The following is a 19,954-nucleotide window of genomic DNA, read 5'->3' as shown; positions in this document are numbered from 1 at the left end:
AGGGTGCGGCGCGTGGCCGTCCACGGTATCGATCTCGGCACCACGAACTCCGCCGTCGCCCGCACCGGCCCCGACGGTCGGCCGCAGGTGCTCGCCGGCATGTCCGGTGCCCCGACGACGCCGTCGGTGGTGCTGTTCGCCTCCGGCACCGAGCACGTCGTGGGGGAGGGCGCGCGGCGCGAGGCCCGGCTCGACCCGGAGCACGTGTGCGCGCTGGTCAAGCGGCGGATGGGCGACGCGGAGTGGCGGTTCGTCGCGCACGGCACGGGCTGGTCGGCGCCGGCGGTGTCCTCGCTGATCCTCAAGTCCCTGGTGGCCGACGCCGCGTTCGCCACGGGGGAGGCGCCGACCGCCGCGGTGATCACCGTCCCGGCCTGGTTCGGCGACGAGGAGCGGCGCGCCACCGTGCTCGCCGGGACCTACGCGGGCCTCGACGTCGTCGACGTCCTGTCCGAGCCGATCGCCGCCGCACTGGCCTACGGCTTCGCCCGGCTCGACGGCTCGCCGGAGATGTCGAAGTCCTCGTCCCACCCCGCCCCGGCCCACGAGACCGTCCTCGTCTACGACCTCGGCGGCGGCACGTTCGACGCCACCGTCATCGAGCTCGCCGACCGGCGCATCTCCGTGCTCGCCGTCGAGGGCGACCACCAGCTCGGCGGGGCCGACTGGGACGAGCGCATCGCGTTGCACCTCGCCCGCCGCTTCGGCGAGCAGAACCCCTCCGCCGAGGACCCGATGGACGACGCCGCGGGCACGCAGGCGCTGGTCCTGGCCGCGGAGCGGGCCAAGCACGCGCTGTCGGAGTCGACGAGCACCGAGGTCGTCATCACCCACGACGGCGCCCGCGCGACCGTCACGCTCACCCGCGCGGAGCTGGAGTCGATGACGGCGTCGCTGCTGCGGCGCACCGTCGACCTCACCCGCTCCTGCCTGGCCGAGGCCGCCCGCCGCGGGGTGCCGCGCGTCGACCGCGTGCTGCTCGTCGGCGGCTCGTCGCGCATGCCCGCCGTGGCCGACGCCCTGCGCACCGAGCTCGACCTCGACGCGAAGCTGCACGATCCCGACCTCGCGGTGGCCCGCGGTGCCGCGCTGTACGGGGAGAAGAAGGAGCTCGAGCGGATGGTCGCGGCCGACCTGCGCACGCGCGGGCGCCTGCGCGACGGCGCGTCGCTGGAGGACGCCGCCCCCGCCGACCTCGACGACGCCGCCCGCCGCGTCGCCGACGCCTACGCCGTGCCGCTGTCGCAGGTGCGCCGCGCGGTGGAGGTCCGCGTCGACACCGTCGTCTCGCGCGGGTTCGGCGTGCTCGCCGTCAACTCCTCGGCGGGGCGGCTCGAACCGACCTGGCTGGTGCACCGCAACGACCGCCTCCCGATCCGCACCAGCCGCAGCTTCGGCACGGTGCGCGCCGACCAGGAGGTGATCGCGCTGACCGTCGTCGAGCAGCAGGGGCAGGCCGAGTCCTCGCGCGCGGAGGACGCGAAGGTGCTGGTCGCCGGCGAGATCACCGGGATCCCGCCCGGCTACGACGCGGGCAGCGAGGTGCACGTGAGCTTCGAGATGGGGTTCGACGGCGTCCTGCACGTCACCGCGTTCCACGTCGACGCCGGGCTGCCGCTGACCCTCACCGTGACGACGGGCGCCACGCTCTCGCAGGCCGAGGTCGCCCGCGAGCGCGACCGGCTCGGCAAGCAGCGGCGGCGGGAGTGAACGGGTTCGACCCCGCCGACTACCGACGGCGCGTGCTGGCCGCGGTGCTGAAGCGCGGCGGCGCGGAGGCCTCCGACCCGTTCGAGCTCTACGACCTCCCCGTCGACGGCGACCTCGACGACGCCGCGGTCGCCGAGCGCGTCGCCGCGGTCTGGGGGTTCTGGCAGCGCCAGCGCGACCACCCCAAGTACCGCGTGCTCGCCGCCGAGCTCGTGGCCGGGCACGACGCCCGCAGCGCCGAGCTCCTCGACGCCGGGCGCCGCAGGACCGCCGCCGCTCGGGTCCGGGCGCAACGCGAGCAGCGCGACGCCGAGCGCTACGCCCTGCTCGACGCCGCGGTCGCCCGGCTCGTCGACCGCCACCGCGGGATCCCGGCCGACAAGGTCGAGGGGCTGCACGAGGTCGGCGCGCTGGCCGGGCTGACCCCCGAGGAGGTGACCGCGCGGCTGCGCCGGCACCGCCGGGTCGCCGCGGGGGAGCCGGCCGGGGAGCGGACGCCGGGCGTCCCGGCCGAGCGCCGCCGGCAGGTGCGCGCGCTGCTCGACGAGTTCGGCCGCCTCACCGACGCCCCCGCCCCGCCGACGCTGCTCGCCCTGCTCGGCCTCGACGCGTCGGCGTCGGAGCCGCAGGTGCGCGCCGGGGCCGGGGCGTGGCGCTCGCGGGCCCGCGAGCTGCCGCCCAACCGGCTGCGGACCGTCGTCGACGAGCTGCTCGTGCACGTCGCGGAGCTGCTGGAACCGGGAGCTGCCGCCGTCGCCGCCTACCTCGACGCGGTGGCCGCCGACGTCACCGACCACCTGCGCCCCCGCGTCCGCGCCGCCGTGCTGGTGGAGGACCGGCTCGTGGCCGAGGACCACGCCCACCTGCTCGACGAGGCCCGCGCCCTGGGCCTGGACGACGCCCGGGCACGGGCGGTGCTGGCCGCCGTCGCCCGGGAGCTCGGGGCGCCGGTCGAGACCGACCCGGCGCCGGACACGATGCCGACCGCCCCGCCGCCGGCCCCGACACCCGCCCCACCGCACGAGCGCGGCTGGGAGGTTCCGCTGCGCGCCGCCCGCGCCGCCCTGCGCGCCGCGCGGCCGTCCGAGGCGCGTCGGCTCGTCGAGGACGCCCGGCGCCTCGCCGGCCCGGAGGGTGCGACGCCGGTGCGGGCGGTGGCCGACGAGATCGCCGGTGTCCTCGACGAGGCCGCGCGGCGCTGGACCGCCGCGTCGGCCGCCGTCGACGCGCGGCGCTCCACCGAGGCCGCCGAGCACCTGGAGCACCTCGACCGCACCGCCCGCGACGTCCCCGACCCCCGCGGCGGCGCTCTGGACGACCTCCTCGCGCGGGTGCGTCGCGACGTCGCCCGCGCGGACGCCGCGGTCGCCGCCGCCCTCGCCGGGCCCGCGGCCGACCGGGCCGCGGCCCTGCTCGCCGTCCTCGGCACCTGCCCCGGCCACCCGGGCGCCGAGGCCGCGCTGGCCGCGATCCCGGTCGAGCCGCCCGCCTGGGTGCGCGCCGCGCGCGACGGCCGCGGCGACGTCCTCGTCGTCTGGGAGGCCTCGCCGACGCCGCAGGTCCGCTACAGGGTCTCCCGGCGTCGTCCTGACGGGTCGTGGCAGGTCGTCGGGCGCGTCACCGACACCTCGGTGCTCGACGGCGGCGCTCCGCCCGCGGTGGAGGCGCCGGTGTACGCCGTGGAGGCGGTGCAGGCCGGGCGCAGCTCCGCGGCGGTGCGGTCGGACGAGCAGACGCCCCCGACCCCGCAGGTGGTGGTCGCGGTGGGTGGAGCCACCATCGCCCCGAGCGCCGTCCGCGCCGAGCGCGGCCCCACCGGCTCGGTCGTCGTCCGCTGGACCGGGCCGCCCGGTGCCGAGTTCCGGGTGCGCTGCGCCTTGCCCGGGGGCCGCTGGCGGGTCGTCGGACGCACCCGCGACCACGAGATCGAGGACGGCGGCGCCCCGGACGGACCGGTGCCCGGTTACACCGTCAGCGCGTCGGTCGGCGGCGAGCGCTCGGCCGAGGTGGCGTCGACGGACGCGCCGGCCTGAGAGCCCACCGGACTGCGCGCGGCGATTGCGGGCACACTGGGGACGGCGCAACACGAGCGTGGAGATCGGCACCGGCTACCGTGACGTCGCATCCGTGCCGATCGGACATCGGTCGCGAACTTCGAGGCCACAGGGGAACAGGACCATCAGGACATGAACCTTCGCATCTTCGGCTGGTCGTACGCGGTGACGGTCGTGTCGCTCGTCATCGCCTTCCTGTACGGCGGCTGGACGGCACTGATCCTCTGCGCGATCCTCGGCGTTCTGGAGATCTCGCTGTCGTTCGACAACGCGGTCGTGAACGCCACGATCCTCGAGCGGATGAGCGAGTTCTGGCAGAAGATCTTCCTCACCATCGGCATCTTCATCGCCGTGTTCGGCATGCGGCTGGTGTTCCCGCTGGTCATCGTGGCCGTCACGGCCGGGCTGAACCCGGTGGAGTCGCTGACGCTGGCGCTGGAGCAGCGCCCGGAGAGCGACCCCACCAGCTACGCGGCGCTGCTCGACGAGGCCTACCCGCAGATCGCCGCGTTCGGCGGCATGTTCCTGTTCATGCTGTTCCTGGACTGGATGTTCGAGGACCGCGACATCAAGTGGCTGCAGCCGATCGAGAAGTTCCTCTCGCGCATCGGGCAGATCGAGCGGATCTCCATCGTCATGGCCGTGCTCGCGCTGGTGCTGCTCTCGCAGTTCCTCGCCGAGGACCCCGCCGTCGTGCTGCTCGCCGGCTCGCTCGGCCTGATCACCTACCTCGCCGTGCAGGGTCTGGGCCAGTTCTTCGAACAGGCCGGCCAGGCGCAGATGGAGGAGGTCGAGGGCGATGAGGGCGCGGAGCCCGCCTCCAACGGGTCGGGCGGCCCGAGCAACCTCGCGAAGGCCACCGGCAAGGCCGGCTTCTTCCTGTTCCTCTACCTCGAGGTGCTCGACGCGGCGTTCTCCTTCGACGGCGTCATCGGCGCGTTCGCCATCACCCCGGACCCGATCATCATCGCCCTGGGCCTCGGCCTGATCGGCGCGATGTTCGTCCGCTCGCTCACCGTGTTCCTGGTCCGCAAGGGCACGCTGGCCGACTACGTCTACCTCGAGCACGGCGCGCACTGGGCGATCGGCGCGCTCGCCGTCATCCTGCTGGTCGGGATCGGCTACCACGTCAACGAGATCCTCACCGGCCTCATCGGCGTCGCGTTCATCGGTGCCGCGCTGCTGTCGAGCATCCTGCGCAACCGGCGGCTCGAGGCCGAGGGCGTGAACACCCACAAGACCGCCGACGAGCTGGCGGCGAAGTGACCGTCAGCCTGCAGAAGGGCCAGCGCGTCTCGCTGGCCAAGCGCGGTGGCGGCTCGCTGTCGGTCGTGCGGATGGGTCTGGGCTGGGACGCGGTGAAGAAGCGCGGCCTGTTCGGCTCGCGCAGCCAGTCGATCGACCTCGACGCCTCGGCGCTGCTGTTCGACGCCTCCGGCGCGCTCGTCGACGCCGTGTGGTTCAGCCAGCTGCTCAGCAAGGACGGCTCCGTCCGGCACACCGGCGACAACCTCACCGGTGCGGGCGAGGGCGACGACGAGTCGGTGGTCGTCGACCTCGGGCGGCTCTCACCCGGCGTTGCGCAGATCGTGTTCACGGTGAACTCGTTCACCGGCCAGGACTTCTCGCAGATCGAGAACGCGTTCTGCCGGCTCGTCGACGAGACGACCGACGAGGAGCTGGCGCGCTACGAGCTCTCGGGCTCGGGGAAGCACAACGCGCAGATCATGGCGAAGGTGAGCCGCGACGGCCAGGGCGGCTGGAGCATGACGGCGATCGGCGCGATCGCGTCGGGCCGGACGTTCCAGGACCTGCTGCCGGCCACGGCCGCGCACCTCTAGCGCCGCGCCCTCTGACCCGCAGCACCTCGTGAGCGGCGATCGTGGCCCTGGCCACGATCGCCGCTCACGGGCGTGTCAGAGGTCGAACTCGGACGGGGCGATGCCCACCGCCAGGCACGCCTCGCGGACGGCCTGCTGCTCGTCCTTGTCGAAGTCGCCGTCGGCCCCGCCGACGATGATCCCCACCTGGATGACGGCGCGCGCCGCGGGCGGGTCCTTCTTCAGCTTGCCGATCGTGGCGATGGCCTCGAGCTTGCCGAACTCGTAGTCGGACTCCAGCTTCGAGGCGTAGAACGTGAAGTGGTCCTGCAGCTCGCTGGGCTGGAAGACCTTCAGCGCCTCGTTGCTGCCGATGAAGCCCGCGGTCTTACGCCGCTCCTCGGCGCTGATGGTGCCGTCGGCGGCGGCGATGAGCGCGCACATCGCCATGCTCGCCTTCGCGAAGTCCTTGGACTTGAACTTGGCGACCTCGGTGGTCGCCGTGGCCTGCAGCCCGGCCATCCGGGTCTTGAGCTGGTCGAAGAAGCCCATGGTGTCGCAATCGTCCTCTCGTCGGAGGGTTCACACCCTGCCATGCGCCGGCAGGCGGCTCCGCACCGCCGACATCCGCACTGCCAACTCCCGGAGGGTGCCCAGGAGTTCCGCACCGGCGGCACCACCGCTCGCGGAGGTGACGGTGAGGGTGTCGAGCGTGAACCCGGTGTCGTGCAGCTCGCCGTGGGCGGGGCGGACGGCGCGGTCGGCGGCGGCGAGCAGGTCGGCGTCGAGCAGGGAGTCGCCCGCGGCGAGCAGCGTGCCGGCGCCGAGGCGGGCGCAGACCTCCCGCGCGGCGGCCGACTTCGTCAGCGCCCGCGGCACCGCGTAGACCTTGCGGCCCTGCAGCGACACCGTCCAGCCGCGCTCGGCGCACCAGGCGCCCAGGGCGTCGACCCAGCCGTCGGGCAGGGTGGGGCGGTCGACGACGGCGTAGGCGAACAGGTCGTCGGCGGTACGGCGGTTGAGCACGAAGGTGCCGCTGACGGCGGTGAGGTGCGACTCGACCTCGGCCAGCGGCGCGCACCCGCTCAGGCGCCGGCGGACGACCGCGGCCCAGTCGGGGTCGGGGACGCCGTCGACGAGCAGGTGTCCGCCGTTGGCCGCGATCGCGTACCGCGGGGGCGGCCCGGGCAGGTGCACGCGGGCGAGCTGCTCGGGCGTGCGGGTCGTCGTCGGGACGACCTCGGCGACCTCGCGCAGCGCCGTGAACGCCGCCACGCCGTCCTCGGTGAGGAACGACAGCGGCACCCCGCGGTAGACCTCGACGCACAGCAGCCGCGGGGCCTCGTGGTCGGGCATCCGCAGGTCCAGCGCGGCGGCGGAGTAGATGACGGTGCGGTCGAGGTCGAGGCAGGCGACGATCACCGCGACGCCGCGCCCTCGGCCGGCACGGCCCGCCCGTCGGCCCCCGTGGCGCCCCGGGTGTAGCGCGGGTGGATCAGCCCGACGCAGCTGTAGGGCAGGTCGCCGACCTCCTCCACCGGCACGCCGCGCTGCGCGGCCAGCAGCCGCACGTGCGCCAGGTCGGCCTCCGGCGCGCCGGCCCGCACCAGCACCTTCCACGGCACGCGGCGCAGCAGCACGCGGGTGGTCTCGCCGACGCCGGGCTTGACGAGGTTGACGTCGCCGATGCCGTGCTCGTCGACGATCCGCTCGACCGCCGCCCAGCCGGCGTGGTCGGGCTCGCGGTCGGGCGGCTCGGACGTGTCGTCGACCAGCGGGAACGCGGCGGTGACGGTGTCGAGGAACGCGTTCGACACGTCGGCGCCCGCGAGCTCCCGGTAGAACTTCGCGCCGTGGTACTGCCCGGGCCCGATCAGCCGGTCGTTGAGCACGGTGCGCGAGACGAGCCCGGACACCGTCGAGTTGAGGCAGGCCGACGCGATGAGCCAGTCCTCGCGGGTGCCGAACGTGCGCGCGCAGCGGCCCGGGTCGGCGAGGACGGCGAGGTCGGGGTCGAACGGGGTGCCGGCCAGCGCCGCGGCCAGCTCGCGGTTGATCGCGCCCTTGCCCGTCCAGCCGTCGACGAACACGACGCGCGCCGGGTCGTGGTGCTCGGCGAGGTGGGCGAGCGCGAGGGTGTCGATGCCGCGGCCGCGGACGATCGAGACGGCGTAGTGCGGCAGGTCGACGCCGTGGCGGGCCTGCGCCCAGCGTCGCAGCAGGATGCCGACCGGGGTGCCCGCCCGCGCCAGCGACGCCAGCACGACACCGGGGCCGCGCTCGCGCAGGACCAGCTCGGTGACGGTGCCGACGGCCCGCGCCAGCCGCGCGGCGGTGGCGTCGAGCGCGGAGCGGTACACCGTCAGGTAGGCCTCGTCGGGCTGGAACTCCACGGGCAGCGACTCCGCGTAGTGCGCCCCGCCGCTCTGCACGGCCTCCTCGCGCTCCTCGGTGGGCGCCTCCAGCTCGACGCCGGACAGGTCGGTGAGCAGCCAGCCCACCTCGTCGGCGGCGTAGCTGCCGAACGCGGGACCGCGCAGGGGTTCCGGGGTGCGCAGGGGCTCGGGGGTGCTCGTCATGGCGTGATCACCAGGGTGGTCCTCCGGGTCAGCGGGGCCAGGGCGGGGAGCAGGCCCGCGCGCAGGGCGGGGGTGTCGGCGGGCGGGTCGACGACCACGGCGACGTGGTCGAAGGAGCCGGGTCCGCCGAGGTTGTAGGCGAACCGCGGGCCGGGCCCGTCCGACGGGTCGTCGTGCGCGCAGAACGTGATCCCGGTGCGCAGGGCGTAGCCCGGCTGGTCGACGACGACGGCGGGGGAGCGGCTGGTCGTGGAGAACGCGACGGCGCACCCGGCGTCGGCCAGGGTCTGCGCGAGCCGCAGCGGCAGCGCCATCAGCTCCTCGGTGCCCAGGACCAGCGTCCGCTCGCCGGGCCGCACGCCCAGCGAGCGGGCCAGCGCGGGCAGTGCGGCGTCGAGAACGCCGTGGTGGGCGGCGAGGAAGCCGTGGCGCCCACCGGCGGGGAGGCCCTCGGGGAGGTCCAGGACCACCCGCGAGTCGGGCTCTCGCGGCGACCGTGTCGGGCTGGGCCGCTCGGGCGCCAGCCCGGCGCGGACGGCGTCGGCGCGGGCGAGCACGTCGCCGGGCAGGTCGACCTCTGCCCGGCACAGCGCGACCACGTCGAGCCGCGCCCCGAGCGCCGTCACGTCGTCGACCAACGAGGACCCCTCCGGCCGCGCGTCCACCAGCGTCGCCACGACGTACCGCGCGCGCGGCGCGACGGCGTGCAGGGCGGTGATCGTGTTGAGGACCGTGCGGCCGGTGCTCAGCTCGTCGTCGACGAGGACCAGCGGACGCCCGCCGCGCAGCAGGGCGGGATCGGCGGGCAGCAGCAGGTGGTCGGTGGCGTGCGAGTGCTCCTCGCTGAACCCGCCCGCCGACGCGACGCCGGGCACCGCCCGCCGCGTGGAGTGCAGGTAGTCGGCGGTCAGCGCCTCGGCGACGGTGTGCCCGAGCGCGGTGGCGGTCTCGGCGTAGCCCAGGACCAGCGCGTCGACCACCGACCGGGGCGCCCCCGCGGTGAGCCCCAGCGTGATCGCCGCGCCCCGCTCCCCGCGGACGGCGGCGTGCAGCAGGTCGACCGGCAGCGCCCGCGGCTCCCGGCCGTCGAGCACGTCGGCGACCAGCCCGCCCAGCAGCAGCCCACCCGCCCGCACCAGCCGCGGATCGGTCGGCACGTGCTTGCCGAGCACCCGGGAGACGAGGAGCTGGGCGCGGCGCGGGTTGCGGCGCAGCGCGAGGCCCAGCAGCACCCCGGGGTCGGCGCCGGGCCCGGCGGCGCGCACCCGCACGCCGAGCCGGTCGGCCACGGAGGACGTGGAGAGGGTCACCGCGGCAGGCTCGCGGCCAGCAGGTCGACGAACGACACGCCCTCGCGCGCGACCCCGAACACCCGCGCCTGCAGGGCGGTGAGCCGGGCCCAGGCCATGTGGGGACGGATCTCGTTCATCTTGTTGCCGTGCCCCGACGCCATGACGCCGCTGGCGCGCCCGGCCCCGAGGACGGCGCTCGCGTCGCGGTACTCCTCGCTCGACACCACCGACAGTGCGTTGACGACGGCCACGTGGCTCGGGTGGATCGCGGTCTTGCCGTGCAGCCCGTTGGCCTTGTCCATGCCGACCTCGCGGATCAGGCCGTCGATCGCCCGCGACACCAGGCGGCTGCGCAGCTCCGGCTCGTCGTGCTCGTCGAAGGGCGTGGTCCGCAGCTGCGGCTTGAACAGCCGCTCGGCCGCGGCGTAGTACTCCCAGACCGGGCCGGTGACGGTGAAGCCGGTGCCGTCGGCGCGCCCCAGGACGTTGACGACGTCGGCGATCAGGTTGCTCACGACCTTGACGTCGTAGATCGTCAGGTCGGGGGAGCGGCGCAGGCCGTAGAGGGCGCACAGGTCGGTGGCGCCGAGGCGGACGGCCAGGATGCGGCGGCGGTCGCGGTGCAGCAGCGCGCGCAGCCGCGTCAGCTCGTCGACGCGGGTCTCGGCGTAGAGCACCGCACCGGACTCGATCACCGGCATCGCGAGCAGCCGGCGCCCGCCGAGGCGGTCGGCGTCGTCGAGGGCGTGCAGGTACTCGGTGCCCGATGCGGCGGTGAACTTGGGCAGCACGAACCCGTCGAGGATCCGCACGGCCCGCCCCAGGCGGGCCACCAGCGCGGGCATCTGCCGGGGCTCGCGCACCCGCACGAACAGCAGCGGCAGCTCCGCGTGCGCGTCGGCGTGCAGCTCGGTGAACGCGCGCACGAGGTTCTCCTCGGCGTGCTCCACCTGCTCGTCGGCGATGGAGTCCTCCAGGCAGACGACCACCGACGTGACGCCGGCGGCCGCCTGCTTGGTGATGTCGGCGACCAGCGCGGGCCGGTCGGCCGGGATGTAGAGCGTGGCGCCGAGCGCCACCGAGAGCAGGTCCAGCCCGCTGTCGCGGGTGAAGTGCTCCGGTGGACGCTCGAACAGCTCGTCCTGCTCGGACGCGGGCAGGTAACCGAAGTGCCTCATCGCCGTACCTCCATCGCCTGTGTCTCCATCACCGTGTGTCCGAGGACGGAGCCACCGCGCTGTGGCCGGTCTAGCGGGTCACTTCCGGCCGCGGGCCCAGTCCATGCCCCAGCCGTACGCGCGGTCGACGTCGGCCTGCCCGCCGCGGATGTAGCGGACCTCGCGGTTCACGACGAGCTCACCGCCGCGGTTCTCCAGCATCGCGATCACGCACGTCGGCGAGCCCGGGTCGGACTCGTCGAGGCGGACCTCGATCTCGGGGCCGCCGGCGGGGAACAGCGTGACGACCCCGTCGGCGCTCGCCCAGTTGGGCGTACCTTCGTAGATGAACGTGAACACCAGGATGCGCCGGATCTCGTTGATCCGGGACAGGTCGATGAACATGTTCTCGCCGCCGACGTTGGACCCCGAGCGGTCGTCGCCGTCGAGCCGGATGATCGGCGCGCCCTGGTACGGCGCCTGGAACGCGTTGCCCAGGGCCTGCACTACTCCCTTGCTGCCGTCGGTGAACTCCCACAGGCAGGCGAGGTCGAGGTCGACGCCCCCACCGCCGCCACCCGTGAGCCGGCCGAACAGCCCCTTCTTCTGCGGCGCGGCGCCGGTGCTCCACTGCAGGTTGACCCGCAGCTGACCGGACCCGCCGCCGCCCTTCTTGAGCGAGACGCTCGGGGCGGACTTCGTCAGGGTGACCTTCGACAGCGACACCCCGCCACCGCCTGCGGGCGGGGTCGCTGCGGGCGGCTGCTCGGGCTTGGAGGGGCGCTTGTTGTAGTCGATGGCCATGCTGTGAGCCGCCCGGTCAGACGTTGACGCCGAAGTCGCGGGCGATGCCCGCGAGACCCGACGCGTAGCCCTGGCCCACCGCGCGGAACTTCCAGTCGGCGCCGTTGCGGTAGAGCTCGCCGAAGACCATCGCGGTCTCGGTGGAGGCGTCCTCGGTGAGGTCGTAGCGGGCGATCTCGGCGCCGCCGGCGGAGTTCACGACGCGGATGAACGCGTTGCGGACCTGACCGAAGCTCTGCGAGCGGGTGTCGGCGTCGTAGATGCTGACCGGGAAGACGACCTTGTCGACCTCGGCGGGCAGTGCGGCCAGGTTGACCTTGACCTGCTCGTCGTCGCCCTCGCCCTCACCGGTGAGGTTGTCGCCGGTGTGCTCGACGGTGCCGTCGGGCGTGGTGAGGTTGTTGAAGAAGATGAAGTGCTTGTCGGAGACGGCCTTGCCCTCCGCGTTGAGCACGATGGCGGAGGCGTCGAGGTCGAACTCGGTGCCCGTGGTGGTGCGGACGTCCCAACCGAGGCCGACGATGACGTCGGTGAGCCCCGGGGCCTCCTTGGTCAGGCTGACGTTTCCACCCTTGGTGAGGCTGACTCCCACGTACCTGCTCCGAATCTGTCGTGGGGGGCTCGTTCCCCCCAGTTCTCGCTCTGCAACAGCCGAGTGGATCCGACCCGAGCATATCGGGACGGACCGGACCGGCTGTCAAGGTGCAAACGGTGAGCACCCGTGCGCAGTTCCCGCCTACCGTGCCCGACATGGACCAGTTCCGCCTGGCGCGGCCGGGCCCGGAGCACGCCGGTGAGCTGCTGACGGTGCAGCGCGCCGCGTACGTCACCGAGGCGCAGCGCTACGACGCCCCGCACATCCCGCCGCTGGTCGAGACGCTCGACGAGGTGCGCGCCGACCTCGCGGGCGACGTCCCGGCGGTCGCGGCGTGGCTCGGGCCGCGGCTGGTCGGGTCGGTGCGCGGGCGCGTCGACGGCGGGGGGATGGAGATCGCGCGGCTCACCGTCGCCCCGGACCAGCAGGGCCACGGGCTCGGGCGGGCGCTCCTGGCGGCCGTGCACGCGGCCGCACCGGCGTCGGTGCAGCGGTTCTGGCTGGTGACGGGGGAGCGCAGCGACGACCACCGCCGGCTCTACGCCGCGGCGGGCTACGTCGACACCGGCTCGGTGGTCGACGCCGCGGGCGTCGGGCTGGTGCGGATGGAGCGCGGGCGCGGGGACCCGTCGGCGCAGGACGTATCAGCACGGTGTGGTCACGGTTCTCCAGGAGGCCCGGCGGGGGCGTGACCCGGCCGGGGGCGTGACCCGGCGGGGCGAGACCCGGCGGGGGCGTGACACCGCCGTTGTGCGGACCCGTCCGCCGTCGGGGACCTCGTTCGTCGCGCCAGGCCGGGCCGTGGGACCGGCGGATCGGAGTGCCGGAGCATGAGCACCTCGTCGGGCCCGCCGCCGGGCTGGTACCGCGCCGCGGACGGGCGCTGGTACCCGCCGCCGTCGCAGCAGTACGGGCCCCCGCCGCCCGACCCCCGGCAGTACGGGCCCCCGCCCGGCGACCCGCGGTACGCGGCCGCCCCGCCTCCCGCGCCGAAGCGCCGCGGGCCGGGGCGGGCGCTGCTCGTCGTCGGCGCGGTGGTGGTCGTGCTCGTCGTGCTCGGGGCGTTCGCGCTCCACCGGCTCGTCACGGGGATCGGGGAGAGCGTCGGCGGGCTGGCCGGGCGCACCGCCTGCGACGCCGTGGCCACCGACGCCGTGGACAGCGCGCTGGGCGGCACCTACGAGGTCGTGCAGCTCGGCGGGCTGACCGAACTCGCCTCGCCCGTGCTCGACTCCCGCGTGCTCGCCGACGGCACGTCGTGCTGGGCCGTCGAGGCCGGCGAGGGCGGCCGGCTGGCCCGGATCGCCCGGTACTCCGGACCCGACGCCGCGCAGCGGTTCGCGGCCGAGCGGACCGCCGCGATGGGCACCACCCAGGACCAGGGCGGCGGGATCAGCACGTCCACCTCGGCCTACTTCAACAAGGACGTGCAGGCGGGCGACGAGGCGTTCTGCACGACCGGCGACTTCACGGCCTCGGCCGGGGTGCTCGTGCGCACCGGTGACCTGCTGGTCTACGTCTCCACCGACGCCGCGGGCGAGGGGGCGGGCGCGGTGCCCGACATCGAGTTCGACCAGGCGGGCGGCCCGTCGGACGCGGTCCGCTTCGGCACCGACGACGCCAACTGCGACCGCGCGATGGCGCTGGCGGCCCAGGTGCGCTGAGGGGGTGCGCTGACGGGGTGCGCTGAGGGGGTGCGCCGAGGGGCAGGTGCGGGGCCGGTTCTGTCGGGGGTCGCCCCTAGACTCGGCCAGCGATGAGCCCCGCAGCCCGCACGTCCGCCGCCCCGCCCGCCGCGCCACCGACGGCGGCCTCCCCGCCCACCCCGCGGCTCCTGCTGCTCGACGGGCACTCCCTGGCCTACCGCGCGTTCTTCGCGCTGCCCGCGGAGAACTTCCGCACGGGCACGGGGCAGACCACCAACGCGGTCTACGGGTTCACCTCGATGCTCATCAACCTGCTGCGCGACGAGGCGCCCACGCACCTCGCGGTGGCGTTCGACGTCTCGCGCAAGACGTTCCGCTCGGAGAAGTTCACCGAGTACAAGGCCAACCGCTCGGCCACGCCGGACGACTTCCGCGGCCAGGTCGACCTCATCAAGGAGGTCCTGCGCGCGCTGTCGATCCCGTTCTTCGCGGTCGACAACTTCGAGGCCGACGACGTCATCGCCACGCTCGCCACGCAGGCCGAGGCCGACGGGTTCCAGGTCGCGATCACCACGGGCGACCGCGACGCGTTCCAGCTCGTCAGCGACAACGTGATGGTGCTCTACCCGACGCGCGGGGTGTCGGAGCTGGGCCGCATCGACCCGGCGGCGGTCATGGAGCGCTACGGCCTCACGCCCGCCCAGTACCCCGACTTCGCGGCGCTGCGCGGCGACCCCAGCGACAACCTGCCCAACATCCCCGGCGTCGGGGAGAAGACGGCGGCGAAGTGGGTGCGCGAGTACGGCTCGCTGGCCGAGCTCACCGACCGCGTCGACGAGGTCAAGGGCAAGGCGGGCGACGCGCTGCGCGCCAACCTCGCCAACGTGCTGCTCAACCGCCAGCTCACCGAGCTCATCCGCGACGTGCCGCTCGACGCCGTGCCCGCCGAGCTCGAGGTCCGGCCGTGGGACCGCGACGCCGTGCACCGGCTGTTCGACGAGCTGGAGTTCCGGGTGCTGCGCGAGCGGCTGTTCTCCACGCTGGTCTCCGCCGAGCCCGAGGCCGAGGGCGGCATCGAGGTGCAGGGCTCCGCGCTGGCTCCCGGCGAGGTCCGGGCCTGGCTCGACGCGCACGCGCGCGACGGGCGCCGCGTCGGCCTCGCGTTCCACGGCATCACCGGCGGCGCCGTCTCGGGCGACCTGGCGGGCATCGCGCTGGCCGCGGGGGAGCCCTCGGTCGAGGCCCGGGCCGCCGGCGCCGACGCGGGCGTCCCGCAGGCCGCCTACCTCGAGGTCACCACGCTCACCCCCGACGACGAGGCCGCGCTGGGGGAGTGGCTGGCCGACGCGTCGGTGCCCAAGGCCGCCCACGACGCGAAGTCGGCGCTGCACGCGCTGCGCGGGCGCGGCTGGACCCTCGCCGGGCTCACCAGCGACACCGCGCTGGCCGCCTACCTCACCCGGCCCGGCCAGCGCAGCTTCGACCTCGCCGACCTCGCGCTGCGCCACCTGCGCCGCGAGCTGCGTGTCGACGGGGCGGAGGAGAGCGGCCAGCTCTCGCTGCTCGGCGGCGAGGAGGAGGCCGACGCGGAGCGCGCCAACGGGCAGATGGTGGCGGCGTCGGCGGTGGCGGAGCTGGCCGGCGCGCTCGACGTCGAGCTGGCCGAGAAGGCGGCCACGTCGCTGCTCACCGGCCTGGAGCTTCCCCTGGAGTACGTGCTGGCCGACCTGGAGACCGCGGGCATCGCCGTCGACGGGGAGGCGCTCGCCGCGCTGGAGGCCGACTTCGCCGGGCAGGTGAAGCAGGCCGCGCAGGACGCCTACGCCGTCATCGGCAAGGAGATCAACCTCGGCTCGCCCAAGCAGCTGCAGGTGGTGCTGTTCGACGAGCTCGACATGCCGAAGACCAAGCGCACCAAGACCGGCTACACCACCGACGCCGACGCGCTGCAGACGCTCTACGAGCAGACCGGCAACGAGTTCCTCCAGCACCTGCTGCTGCACCGCGACGCCACGCGGCTCAAGGTCACCGTCGACGGGCTGCTCAAGTCCGTCGCCGACGACGGCCGCATCCACACCACCTACAGCCAGACGATCGCGGCCACGGGGCGCCTGAGCTCCACCGAGCCCAACCTGCAGAACGTGCCCATCCGCACGGCCGCCGGGCGCCGGATCCGGGAGACGTTCGTCGTCGGTTCCCATCCCGACGGCACGGCCTACGCCGAGCTCATGACGGCCGACTACAGCCAGATCGAGATGCGGATCATGGCGCACCTGTCGGAGGACGCCGCGCTGATCGAGGCGTTCCGCTCGCGCCACGACTTCCACGCCGAGACCGCGGCCCGGGTGTTCGGCGTCGAGCCCACCGAGGTCACGCCGGCGCAGCGCGCCAAGATCAAGGCGATGAACTACGGCCTGGCCTACGGGCTGTCGGCGTTCGGCCTGTCCAACCAGCTGCGGATCTCCACCGAGGAGGCCCGTGGCCTGATGGAGGACTACTTCGCCGGGTTCGGCGGGGTGCGCGACTACCTCGCCGGGGTCGTCGACCAGGCCCGCAAGGACGGCTTCACGGCCACGATCATGGACCGCCGCCGCTACCTGCCCGACCTCACCAGCGACAACCGCCAGCGCCGCGAGATGGCCGAGCGGATGGCGCTCAACGCCCCGATCCAGGGCAGCGCGGCCGACATCATCAAGGTCGCCATGCTCGGCGTGCACCGCGCGCTCGCCGCCGAGGGCCTGCGCAGCCGGATGCTGCTGCAGGTCCACGACGAGCTCGTGCTCGAGGTCGCCGAGGGGGAGAAGGAGCAGCTCGAGGAACTGGTGCGCCGCGAGATGGCGGCCGCCGCGGAGCTGTCGGTGCCGCTGGAGGTGTCGGTCGGGTACGGCCGGAGCTGGGACGACGCGGCCCACTGAGCGGGCCGCGCCGTCCCGTCCTCCCCGCCCGCCCCTCCCGGGTCAGGGCGCGAGGTCCACGCAGATCGTGCCGGTCACGGTCCCGCTGCAGGCCGCCACCTCACACCCCCGCAGGCGCCGGCAGCGCCCCGAGCTGGACGAGCATCGTCATCGTGTCGAGGTGGTGGCGCTCCTCGACGATGCGCCCGCCCTCCCACCGCTGCCACAGCGAGGCGCGGAACGCGAAGCGCCGCCCGCTCGGAGGCAGGATCCCGGCCGGCGTGGGCAGCGGCCCCGTCTGGGTGCCCGTCTCGGAGTAGCGGAAGCCGGGGCCGAGCAGGGCCCGCATCCCGTCGTAGTCGGCCGCGTTGAACAGCTCCACCGAGTCGACGGCGCGCTGCCTCAGGTCGCTCATGGTCCCTCCGGGTGGTCGTGGGGGTGCAGCGTGGGAGCACCTGGTCGCAGTGCGGTCGCACCGCGGTCGCGGGTGCTCCGTCAGGCGCTCGGCGCAGGAGCGGGCAGGTGCCCGAGCTGGGCGAGGATCGTCATGTTGTCCCAGGTCACCCACCACTCGGCGGTCCGGGCGCCCTCCATCCGCATCACGCCGCTGTACCAGAAGCGGGCGCGCCTCCCGGACGCCGGGAACGGCCCCATCGGCCCGGTCTGCGTGCCCTCGTAGGTCGCCCAGACCGCCGCCATGTCCCCGTCGACGAGGATGTGCTCGAAGGTCTGGACGCTGTCGGCGAACACGGTGAGGTCCTGGGCCAGGAAATCCGCGAACTGCCCGCGGCTGTGGACCTCGACCCCCGGCGTCGCCTCGCAGTGGCGGACGAAGCCGTCGGTGACGATGTCGTCGAGGAGGTCGGGCTGCCTGGTGTTGACGGCGTGCTCCAGGCGCCGGATCACGGAGCGGGTCGCGCTGCCGGTGCTCGCGGTGGTGTCGGTGCTCATCGGGTCTCCCTGTTCGCGGGGTCAGCCGGCCAGGCGCTTGGCCGGGTCGGGTGGTGCGGCGCCGGCCGCGACGAGGGCGTCGGACCACTCGCCGAGCTGCTTGGTCAGGGCGTCGAGGTCGGGCCCGATCGCGTCGACGACGGTCTGCTGCATCGCGTCGGTCGTCGCCTCCAGCCCGCCCCGGAACCGCAGGCCCTCGGCGCTCAGGGCGTCGCCCTCGACGAGCCCGCGGGCGCGCAGGGCGGTCACCGCGGCGTCCATCCGCTCGGCGGACCAGCCGCGCGAGGGGGTGTAGGTGAGCAGGGCGTAGCCGCACCAGAGCTCGGTGAGGACGTTGCTCTGCACCGGGTCGAGGCCGGCGGTGGCGCAGGCGGCGAGGTGGGAGTCGCCGCGGTGCTCGCGCAGCAGGTTGCAGGCGTGGACCAGCGCGGCCGGCGGGTCCTGCGGCCACGGGTCGGCCCGCAGGCCGGTGAACAGCGGGCGGGCCGTCGTCTCGGCGGCGTCGATCCCGCGGCGCAGCAGGGCGGCGGCCCGGCCCGCCTCGGCGTCGGAGACACCCAGTTCGCGGCGGACCGTGCGGCCCGGGGCGTCCAGCCGGACCCGCACGACGTCGGCCCGCGACAGCGCGGCGGCGCCCTTCTCGTACACCGGACCGACGAGGTCGGGCGCGAACACGCCCAGCGCGGTGACCGCGAGCGCCGTCGGCGGCACGCCCAGCGCGGCGGTCCGCTGCCAGACGTAGGCGGCGAAGTAGTCGTCGAGCCCGAGGGCGGCGTAGTCCTCGGCGGCCTCGGGCGACCAGATCGCCTGGCAGGCCAGCGGCTCGATCGCGTCGCGCAGGCGCCGGGCCGGCGTGTCGTGGCCGGCGGCGGGCGAGGGTGGGCGCGGGGCGGTGGGCGGGGCGAAGAACAGCCCGCGCATGGTGGCGTAGTCCACGGGTCCTCCCGGTCGTCGGTGGTACCGGAGAGAGGGTTCGCGCAGGGGGTTGCGCGGCGGTTGCGCGGGCGCTGCAACCGGTGCCGCCGCTCAGTGCTGCGGCTCGACCACCAGCCGCGCCGGCCCGAGCCGCAGGACGCCGTCGGACAGCGGTTCGCAGCGCACCCCGCCCCGCCCGCGCAGCGCCCGGAACGCGCCGGCGCCGAACACCGTGTCCATCCAGGCGCAGGGGTTGGCGGCGCGGTGGGACCGCAGCCGCACGGGGCCGTCACCGGTGTCGAGGGTGAAGACCGCGCCGGGCCGGTCGCGGGTGCGGGCCAGCGCGTCGACGTCCACGCCGCGCAGCACGACCGTGCGGCGGGCGAGCAGCGGGTCCGGCACCTCCGGCAGGCCCAGCACGGCGGCGACGTGCTCCAGCGCCTCGACCGCCATCACGGTGAGGGCCGCCTCGCGGTGCGCCGCGTGCCCGGCGAAGCGGTCGCCGACGGCGCCGTGGCCGGCCCGGATCTCGATGCGGTCGCGACCGCCGCCGTCGGGGTCGGGGCGCGGGCCGTCGGCGGGGCGGCCCTCGTAGGAGTGCAGCGGTGACGTCAGCAGCGCGACGACCTCGACAGCGGTCGCGTGACCCGTCCCCTCCACGGGCGCGACGCTACGACCATGGCGACCGCGACGACACCGCTGGCCGCCGGCGACCCGCTGCCCGCCCGGCCCCGCCGCGTGCTCGTCACGGGCAGCACCGGGTCGGGCAAGACGACGCTCGCCCGGTCGGTCGCGGACGTGCCCGGGGTGCCGCACCACGAGCTCGACGCCCTGTTCCACGGCCGCGCTGGCCCCCCGCCCGCAGTTCGCCGATGACGTGGCCGCGGACCGCCGCGAGATCCGGACCTGGCTCGACGGCCCGCTGCGCGACGCCGCCGGTCGCTAGCGCCGCGCCACCAGCACCCGGGCCGGTGGCAGGTTGCCCCACACCGGCCCGCCGACGACCACCGCGCCGAACTCCGCGCGCAGGGCGGCGAGCTGGCGGCGGGCGGGCGGCATCCACGCCGTCGGCAGCAGCGAGACCTGCGTGAACGTCCCGCCGGGCGCCAGCACCGAGCCCGCCCGCCGCGCGATCGGGGCCGCCGCCCACGCCACCCACGGCAGCAGGCTCGACACCGCGTCGACGCGCCCGATCCCCAGCCCGCGCAGCAGCGCCGGGAGGTCGCCCGCGTCCCCCGGCACGACGGTGACGCCCGGGTGTCGGGCCGCCAGCCGCGCGGCCAGGGCGGGGTTCAGCTCGACGGCGACGTGCCGCCCGCGCCCGCCCAGCGCGCGGGCGAGCGCGTCGGTGACCCGTCCGGTGCCGGCACCGAGCTCGACGACGACCGGGTCGCCGTCGAGGTCCAGCGGGGCCAGCATCGCCGCGACCAGGGCGTCGGAGCTGGCGGTGAGGGTGGCGACGCTCGTGGGTGAGCGCAGGAACTCGCGGAGCAGGAGGTGGGAGTCGGACACGGGCCGGACGGTAGGGGGCGCGGGT

The 19,954-nt window shown here is 75.0% G+C and carries 20 protein-coding genes; 8 read left to right on the top strand and 12 right to left on the bottom strand.

What is annotated here, in order from left to right; translation table 11 throughout:
• The first annotated feature begins 12 nt into the window (after nucleotides 1–12).
• The 4 genes from I4I82_RS32605 (at nucleotide 13) to I4I82_RS32590 (ending at nucleotide 5,605) form a co-directional block, all read left to right on the top strand.
• Nucleotides 13–1,710 carry an Hsp70 family protein gene (locus I4I82_RS32605; protein ID WP_218593644.1) on the top strand — a complete coding sequence of 566 codons (1,698 nt, stop codon included), beginning with the start codon at nucleotides 13–15 and terminating at the stop codon, nucleotides 1,708–1,710.
• Nucleotides 1,707–3,743: a hypothetical protein gene (locus tag I4I82_RS32600; RefSeq protein ID WP_218596367.1), complete on the top strand. Its 2,037-nt coding sequence runs from the start codon at nucleotides 1,707–1,709 to the stop codon at nucleotides 3,741–3,743. Before I4I82_RS32605 ends, I4I82_RS32600 begins: the two co-directional genes overlap by 4 nt.
• A gap of 153 nt (nucleotides 3,744–3,896) precedes the next feature.
• A complete protein-coding gene (locus I4I82_RS32595) occupies nucleotides 3,897–5,030 on the top strand; it encodes a DUF475 domain-containing protein (protein ID WP_218594079.1) in 1,134 nt (377 codons plus the stop codon).
• Nucleotides 5,027–5,605, top strand: coding sequence for a TerD family protein (locus tag I4I82_RS32590; protein ID WP_218594080.1), 579 nt, complete (start codon nucleotides 5,027–5,029; stop codon nucleotides 5,603–5,605). The genes I4I82_RS32595 and I4I82_RS32590 overlap by 4 nt, the downstream gene beginning before the upstream one ends.
• Before the next feature lie 75 nt (nucleotides 5,606–5,680).
• Here the strand turns inward: I4I82_RS32590 and I4I82_RS32585 are convergent, their stop codons facing one another.
• The 7 genes from I4I82_RS32585 to I4I82_RS32555 all read right to left on the bottom strand — a co-directional run bounded on the left by I4I82_RS32585 (nucleotide 5,681) and on the right by I4I82_RS32555 (nucleotide 12,008).
• Nucleotides 5,681–6,136: a tellurite resistance TerB family protein gene (locus I4I82_RS32585; protein ID WP_218594081.1), complete on the bottom strand. Its 456-nt coding sequence runs from the start codon at nucleotides 6,134–6,136 to the stop codon at nucleotides 5,681–5,683.
• A gap of 30 nt (nucleotides 6,137–6,166) precedes the next feature.
• A complete protein-coding gene (locus tag I4I82_RS32580; protein ID WP_218594082.1) occupies nucleotides 6,167–7,006 on the bottom strand; it encodes an HAD family hydrolase in 840 nt (279 codons plus the stop codon).
• A complete protein-coding gene (locus I4I82_RS32575) occupies nucleotides 7,003–8,163 on the bottom strand; it encodes a cysteine protease StiP family protein (protein ID WP_218596366.1) in 1,161 nt (386 codons plus the stop codon). Before I4I82_RS32575 ends, I4I82_RS32580 begins: the two co-directional genes overlap by 4 nt.
• Nucleotides 8,160–9,473: a phosphoribosyltransferase family protein gene (locus tag I4I82_RS32570; RefSeq protein ID WP_218596365.1), complete on the bottom strand. Its 1,314-nt coding sequence runs from the start codon at nucleotides 9,471–9,473 to the stop codon at nucleotides 8,160–8,162. Before I4I82_RS32570 ends, I4I82_RS32575 begins: the two co-directional genes overlap by 4 nt.
• Nucleotides 9,470–10,633 (bottom strand): HpcH/HpaI aldolase/citrate lyase family protein, encoded by a 1,164-nt coding sequence (locus I4I82_RS32565; protein WP_218594315.1) that lies wholly within the window; start codon nucleotides 10,631–10,633, stop codon nucleotides 9,470–9,472. The genes I4I82_RS32570 and I4I82_RS32565 overlap by 4 nt, the downstream gene beginning before the upstream one ends.
• Before the next feature lie 78 nt (nucleotides 10,634–10,711).
• Complete coding sequence (locus I4I82_RS32560) at nucleotides 10,712–11,416, bottom strand: TerD family protein (protein ID WP_218594316.1); 705 nt, start codon at nucleotides 11,414–11,416, stop codon at nucleotides 10,712–10,714.
• A 16-nt stretch (nucleotides 11,417–11,432) separates the two neighbouring features.
• On the bottom strand, nucleotides 11,433–12,008 hold the full coding sequence (locus I4I82_RS32555; protein WP_218594317.1) for a TerD family protein: 576 nt from the start codon (nucleotides 12,006–12,008) through the stop codon (nucleotides 11,433–11,435).
• A gap of 158 nt (nucleotides 12,009–12,166) precedes the next feature.
• Here I4I82_RS32555 and I4I82_RS32550 point away from each other — a divergent pair, with 158 nt between their 5' ends.
• The 3 genes from I4I82_RS32550 (at nucleotide 12,167) to polA (ending at nucleotide 16,572) form a co-directional block, all read left to right on the top strand.
• Nucleotides 12,167–12,703 (top strand): GNAT family N-acetyltransferase, encoded by a 537-nt coding sequence (locus tag I4I82_RS32550; RefSeq protein WP_218596364.1) that lies wholly within the window; start codon nucleotides 12,167–12,169, stop codon nucleotides 12,701–12,703.
• Nucleotides 12,704–12,841: 138 nt separating this feature from the next.
• Nucleotides 12,842–13,675: a hypothetical protein gene (locus I4I82_RS32545; RefSeq protein ID WP_218596363.1), complete on the top strand. Its 834-nt coding sequence runs from the start codon at nucleotides 12,842–12,844 to the stop codon at nucleotides 13,673–13,675.
• Nucleotides 13,676–13,767: 92 nt separating this feature from the next.
• Nucleotides 13,768–16,572: a DNA polymerase I gene (polA, locus tag I4I82_RS32540; RefSeq protein ID WP_218596362.1), complete on the top strand. Its 2,805-nt coding sequence runs from the start codon at nucleotides 13,768–13,770 to the stop codon at nucleotides 16,570–16,572.
• 100 nt (nucleotides 16,573–16,672) lie between these two features.
• On the opposite strand, the gene I4I82_RS32535 is transcribed toward polA, so the two are convergent.
• The 4 genes from I4I82_RS32535 to I4I82_RS32520 all read right to left on the bottom strand — a co-directional run bounded on the left by I4I82_RS32535 (nucleotide 16,673) and on the right by I4I82_RS32520 (nucleotide 19,077).
• Nucleotides 16,673–16,966, bottom strand: coding sequence for an ester cyclase (locus I4I82_RS32535; RefSeq protein ID WP_218596361.1), 294 nt, complete (start codon nucleotides 16,964–16,966; stop codon nucleotides 16,673–16,675).
• Between the two features lie 80 nt (nucleotides 16,967–17,046).
• Nucleotides 17,047–17,502 (bottom strand): ester cyclase, encoded by a 456-nt coding sequence (locus tag I4I82_RS32530; protein ID WP_218594901.1) that lies wholly within the window; start codon nucleotides 17,500–17,502, stop codon nucleotides 17,047–17,049.
• Nucleotides 17,503–17,523: 21 nt separating this feature from the next.
• Nucleotides 17,524–18,438 (bottom strand): SCO6745 family protein, encoded by a 915-nt coding sequence (locus tag I4I82_RS32525; RefSeq protein ID WP_218596360.1) that lies wholly within the window; start codon nucleotides 18,436–18,438, stop codon nucleotides 17,524–17,526.
• Nucleotides 18,439–18,528: 90 nt separating this feature from the next.
• Nucleotides 18,529–19,077: a molybdenum cofactor biosysynthesis protein gene (locus I4I82_RS32520; RefSeq protein WP_218593904.1), complete on the bottom strand. Its 549-nt coding sequence runs from the start codon at nucleotides 19,075–19,077 to the stop codon at nucleotides 18,529–18,531.
• An 18-nt stretch (nucleotides 19,078–19,095) separates the two neighbouring features.
• On the opposite strand from I4I82_RS32520, the gene I4I82_RS32515 reads away from it, so the two are divergent.
• Entirely contained in the window at nucleotides 19,096–19,293 is a 198-nt protein-coding gene (locus tag I4I82_RS32515) for a P-loop NTPase family protein (RefSeq protein WP_218593905.1), read from the top strand.
• Nucleotides 19,294–19,359: 66 nt separating this feature from the next.
• On the opposite strand, the gene I4I82_RS32510 is transcribed toward I4I82_RS32515, so the two are convergent.
• Nucleotides 19,360–19,929 carry a class I SAM-dependent methyltransferase gene (locus tag I4I82_RS32510; RefSeq protein ID WP_226370386.1) on the bottom strand — a complete coding sequence of 190 codons (570 nt, stop codon included), beginning with the start codon at nucleotides 19,927–19,929 and terminating at the stop codon, nucleotides 19,360–19,362.
• Between the last annotated feature and the right edge of the window lie 25 nt (nucleotides 19,930–19,954).

Origin of the sequence: Pseudonocardia oceani, from assembly GCF_019263585.2 — a bacterium.
GTDB classification, from domain to species: domain Bacteria; phylum Actinomycetota; class Actinomycetes; order Mycobacteriales; family Pseudonocardiaceae; genus Pseudonocardia; species Pseudonocardia oceani.
The sequence above is the reverse complement of the archived record's forward strand: the minus strand, read 5'-3'. Positions and strand labels throughout refer to the sequence as shown.

Bases quoted from the DNA above. Each gene is read 5' to 3' on its own strand.
- I4I82_RS32595 (WP_218594079.1), top strand. From the start codon at position 3,897: ATGAACCTTCGCATCTTCGGCTGGTCGTACGCGGTGACGGTCGTGTCG.
- I4I82_RS32585 (WP_218594081.1), bottom strand. From the start codon at position 6,136: ATGGGCTTCTTCGACCAGCTCAAGACCCGGATGGCCGGGCTGCAGGCC.
- I4I82_RS32575 (WP_218596366.1), bottom strand. From the start codon at position 8,163: ATGACGAGCACCCCCGAGCCCCTGCGCACCCCGGAACCCCTGCGCGGT.
- I4I82_RS32565 (WP_218594315.1), bottom strand. From the start codon at position 10,633: ATGAGGCACTTCGGTTACCTGCCCGCGTCCGAGCAGGACGAGCTGTTC.
- I4I82_RS32560 (WP_218594316.1), bottom strand. From the start codon at position 11,416: ATGGCCATCGACTACAACAAGCGCCCCTCCAAGCCCGAGCAGCCGCCC.
- I4I82_RS32550 (WP_218596364.1), top strand. From the start codon at position 12,167: ATGGACCAGTTCCGCCTGGCGCGGCCGGGCCCGGAGCACGCCGGTGAG.
- I4I82_RS32545 (WP_218596363.1), top strand. From the start codon at position 12,842: ATGAGCACCTCGTCGGGCCCGCCGCCGGGCTGGTACCGCGCCGCGGAC.
- polA (WP_218596362.1), top strand. From the start codon at position 13,768: ATGAGCCCCGCAGCCCGCACGTCCGCCGCCCCGCCCGCCGCGCCACCG.
- I4I82_RS32535 (WP_218596361.1), bottom strand. From the start codon at position 16,966: ATGAGCGACCTGAGGCAGCGCGCCGTCGACTCGGTGGAGCTGTTCAAC.
- I4I82_RS32530 (WP_218594901.1), bottom strand. From the start codon at position 17,502: ATGAGCACCGACACCACCGCGAGCACCGGCAGCGCGACCCGCTCCGTG.
- I4I82_RS32515 (WP_218593905.1), top strand. From the start codon at position 19,096: ATGGCGACCGCGACGACACCGCTGGCCGCCGGCGACCCGCTGCCCGCC.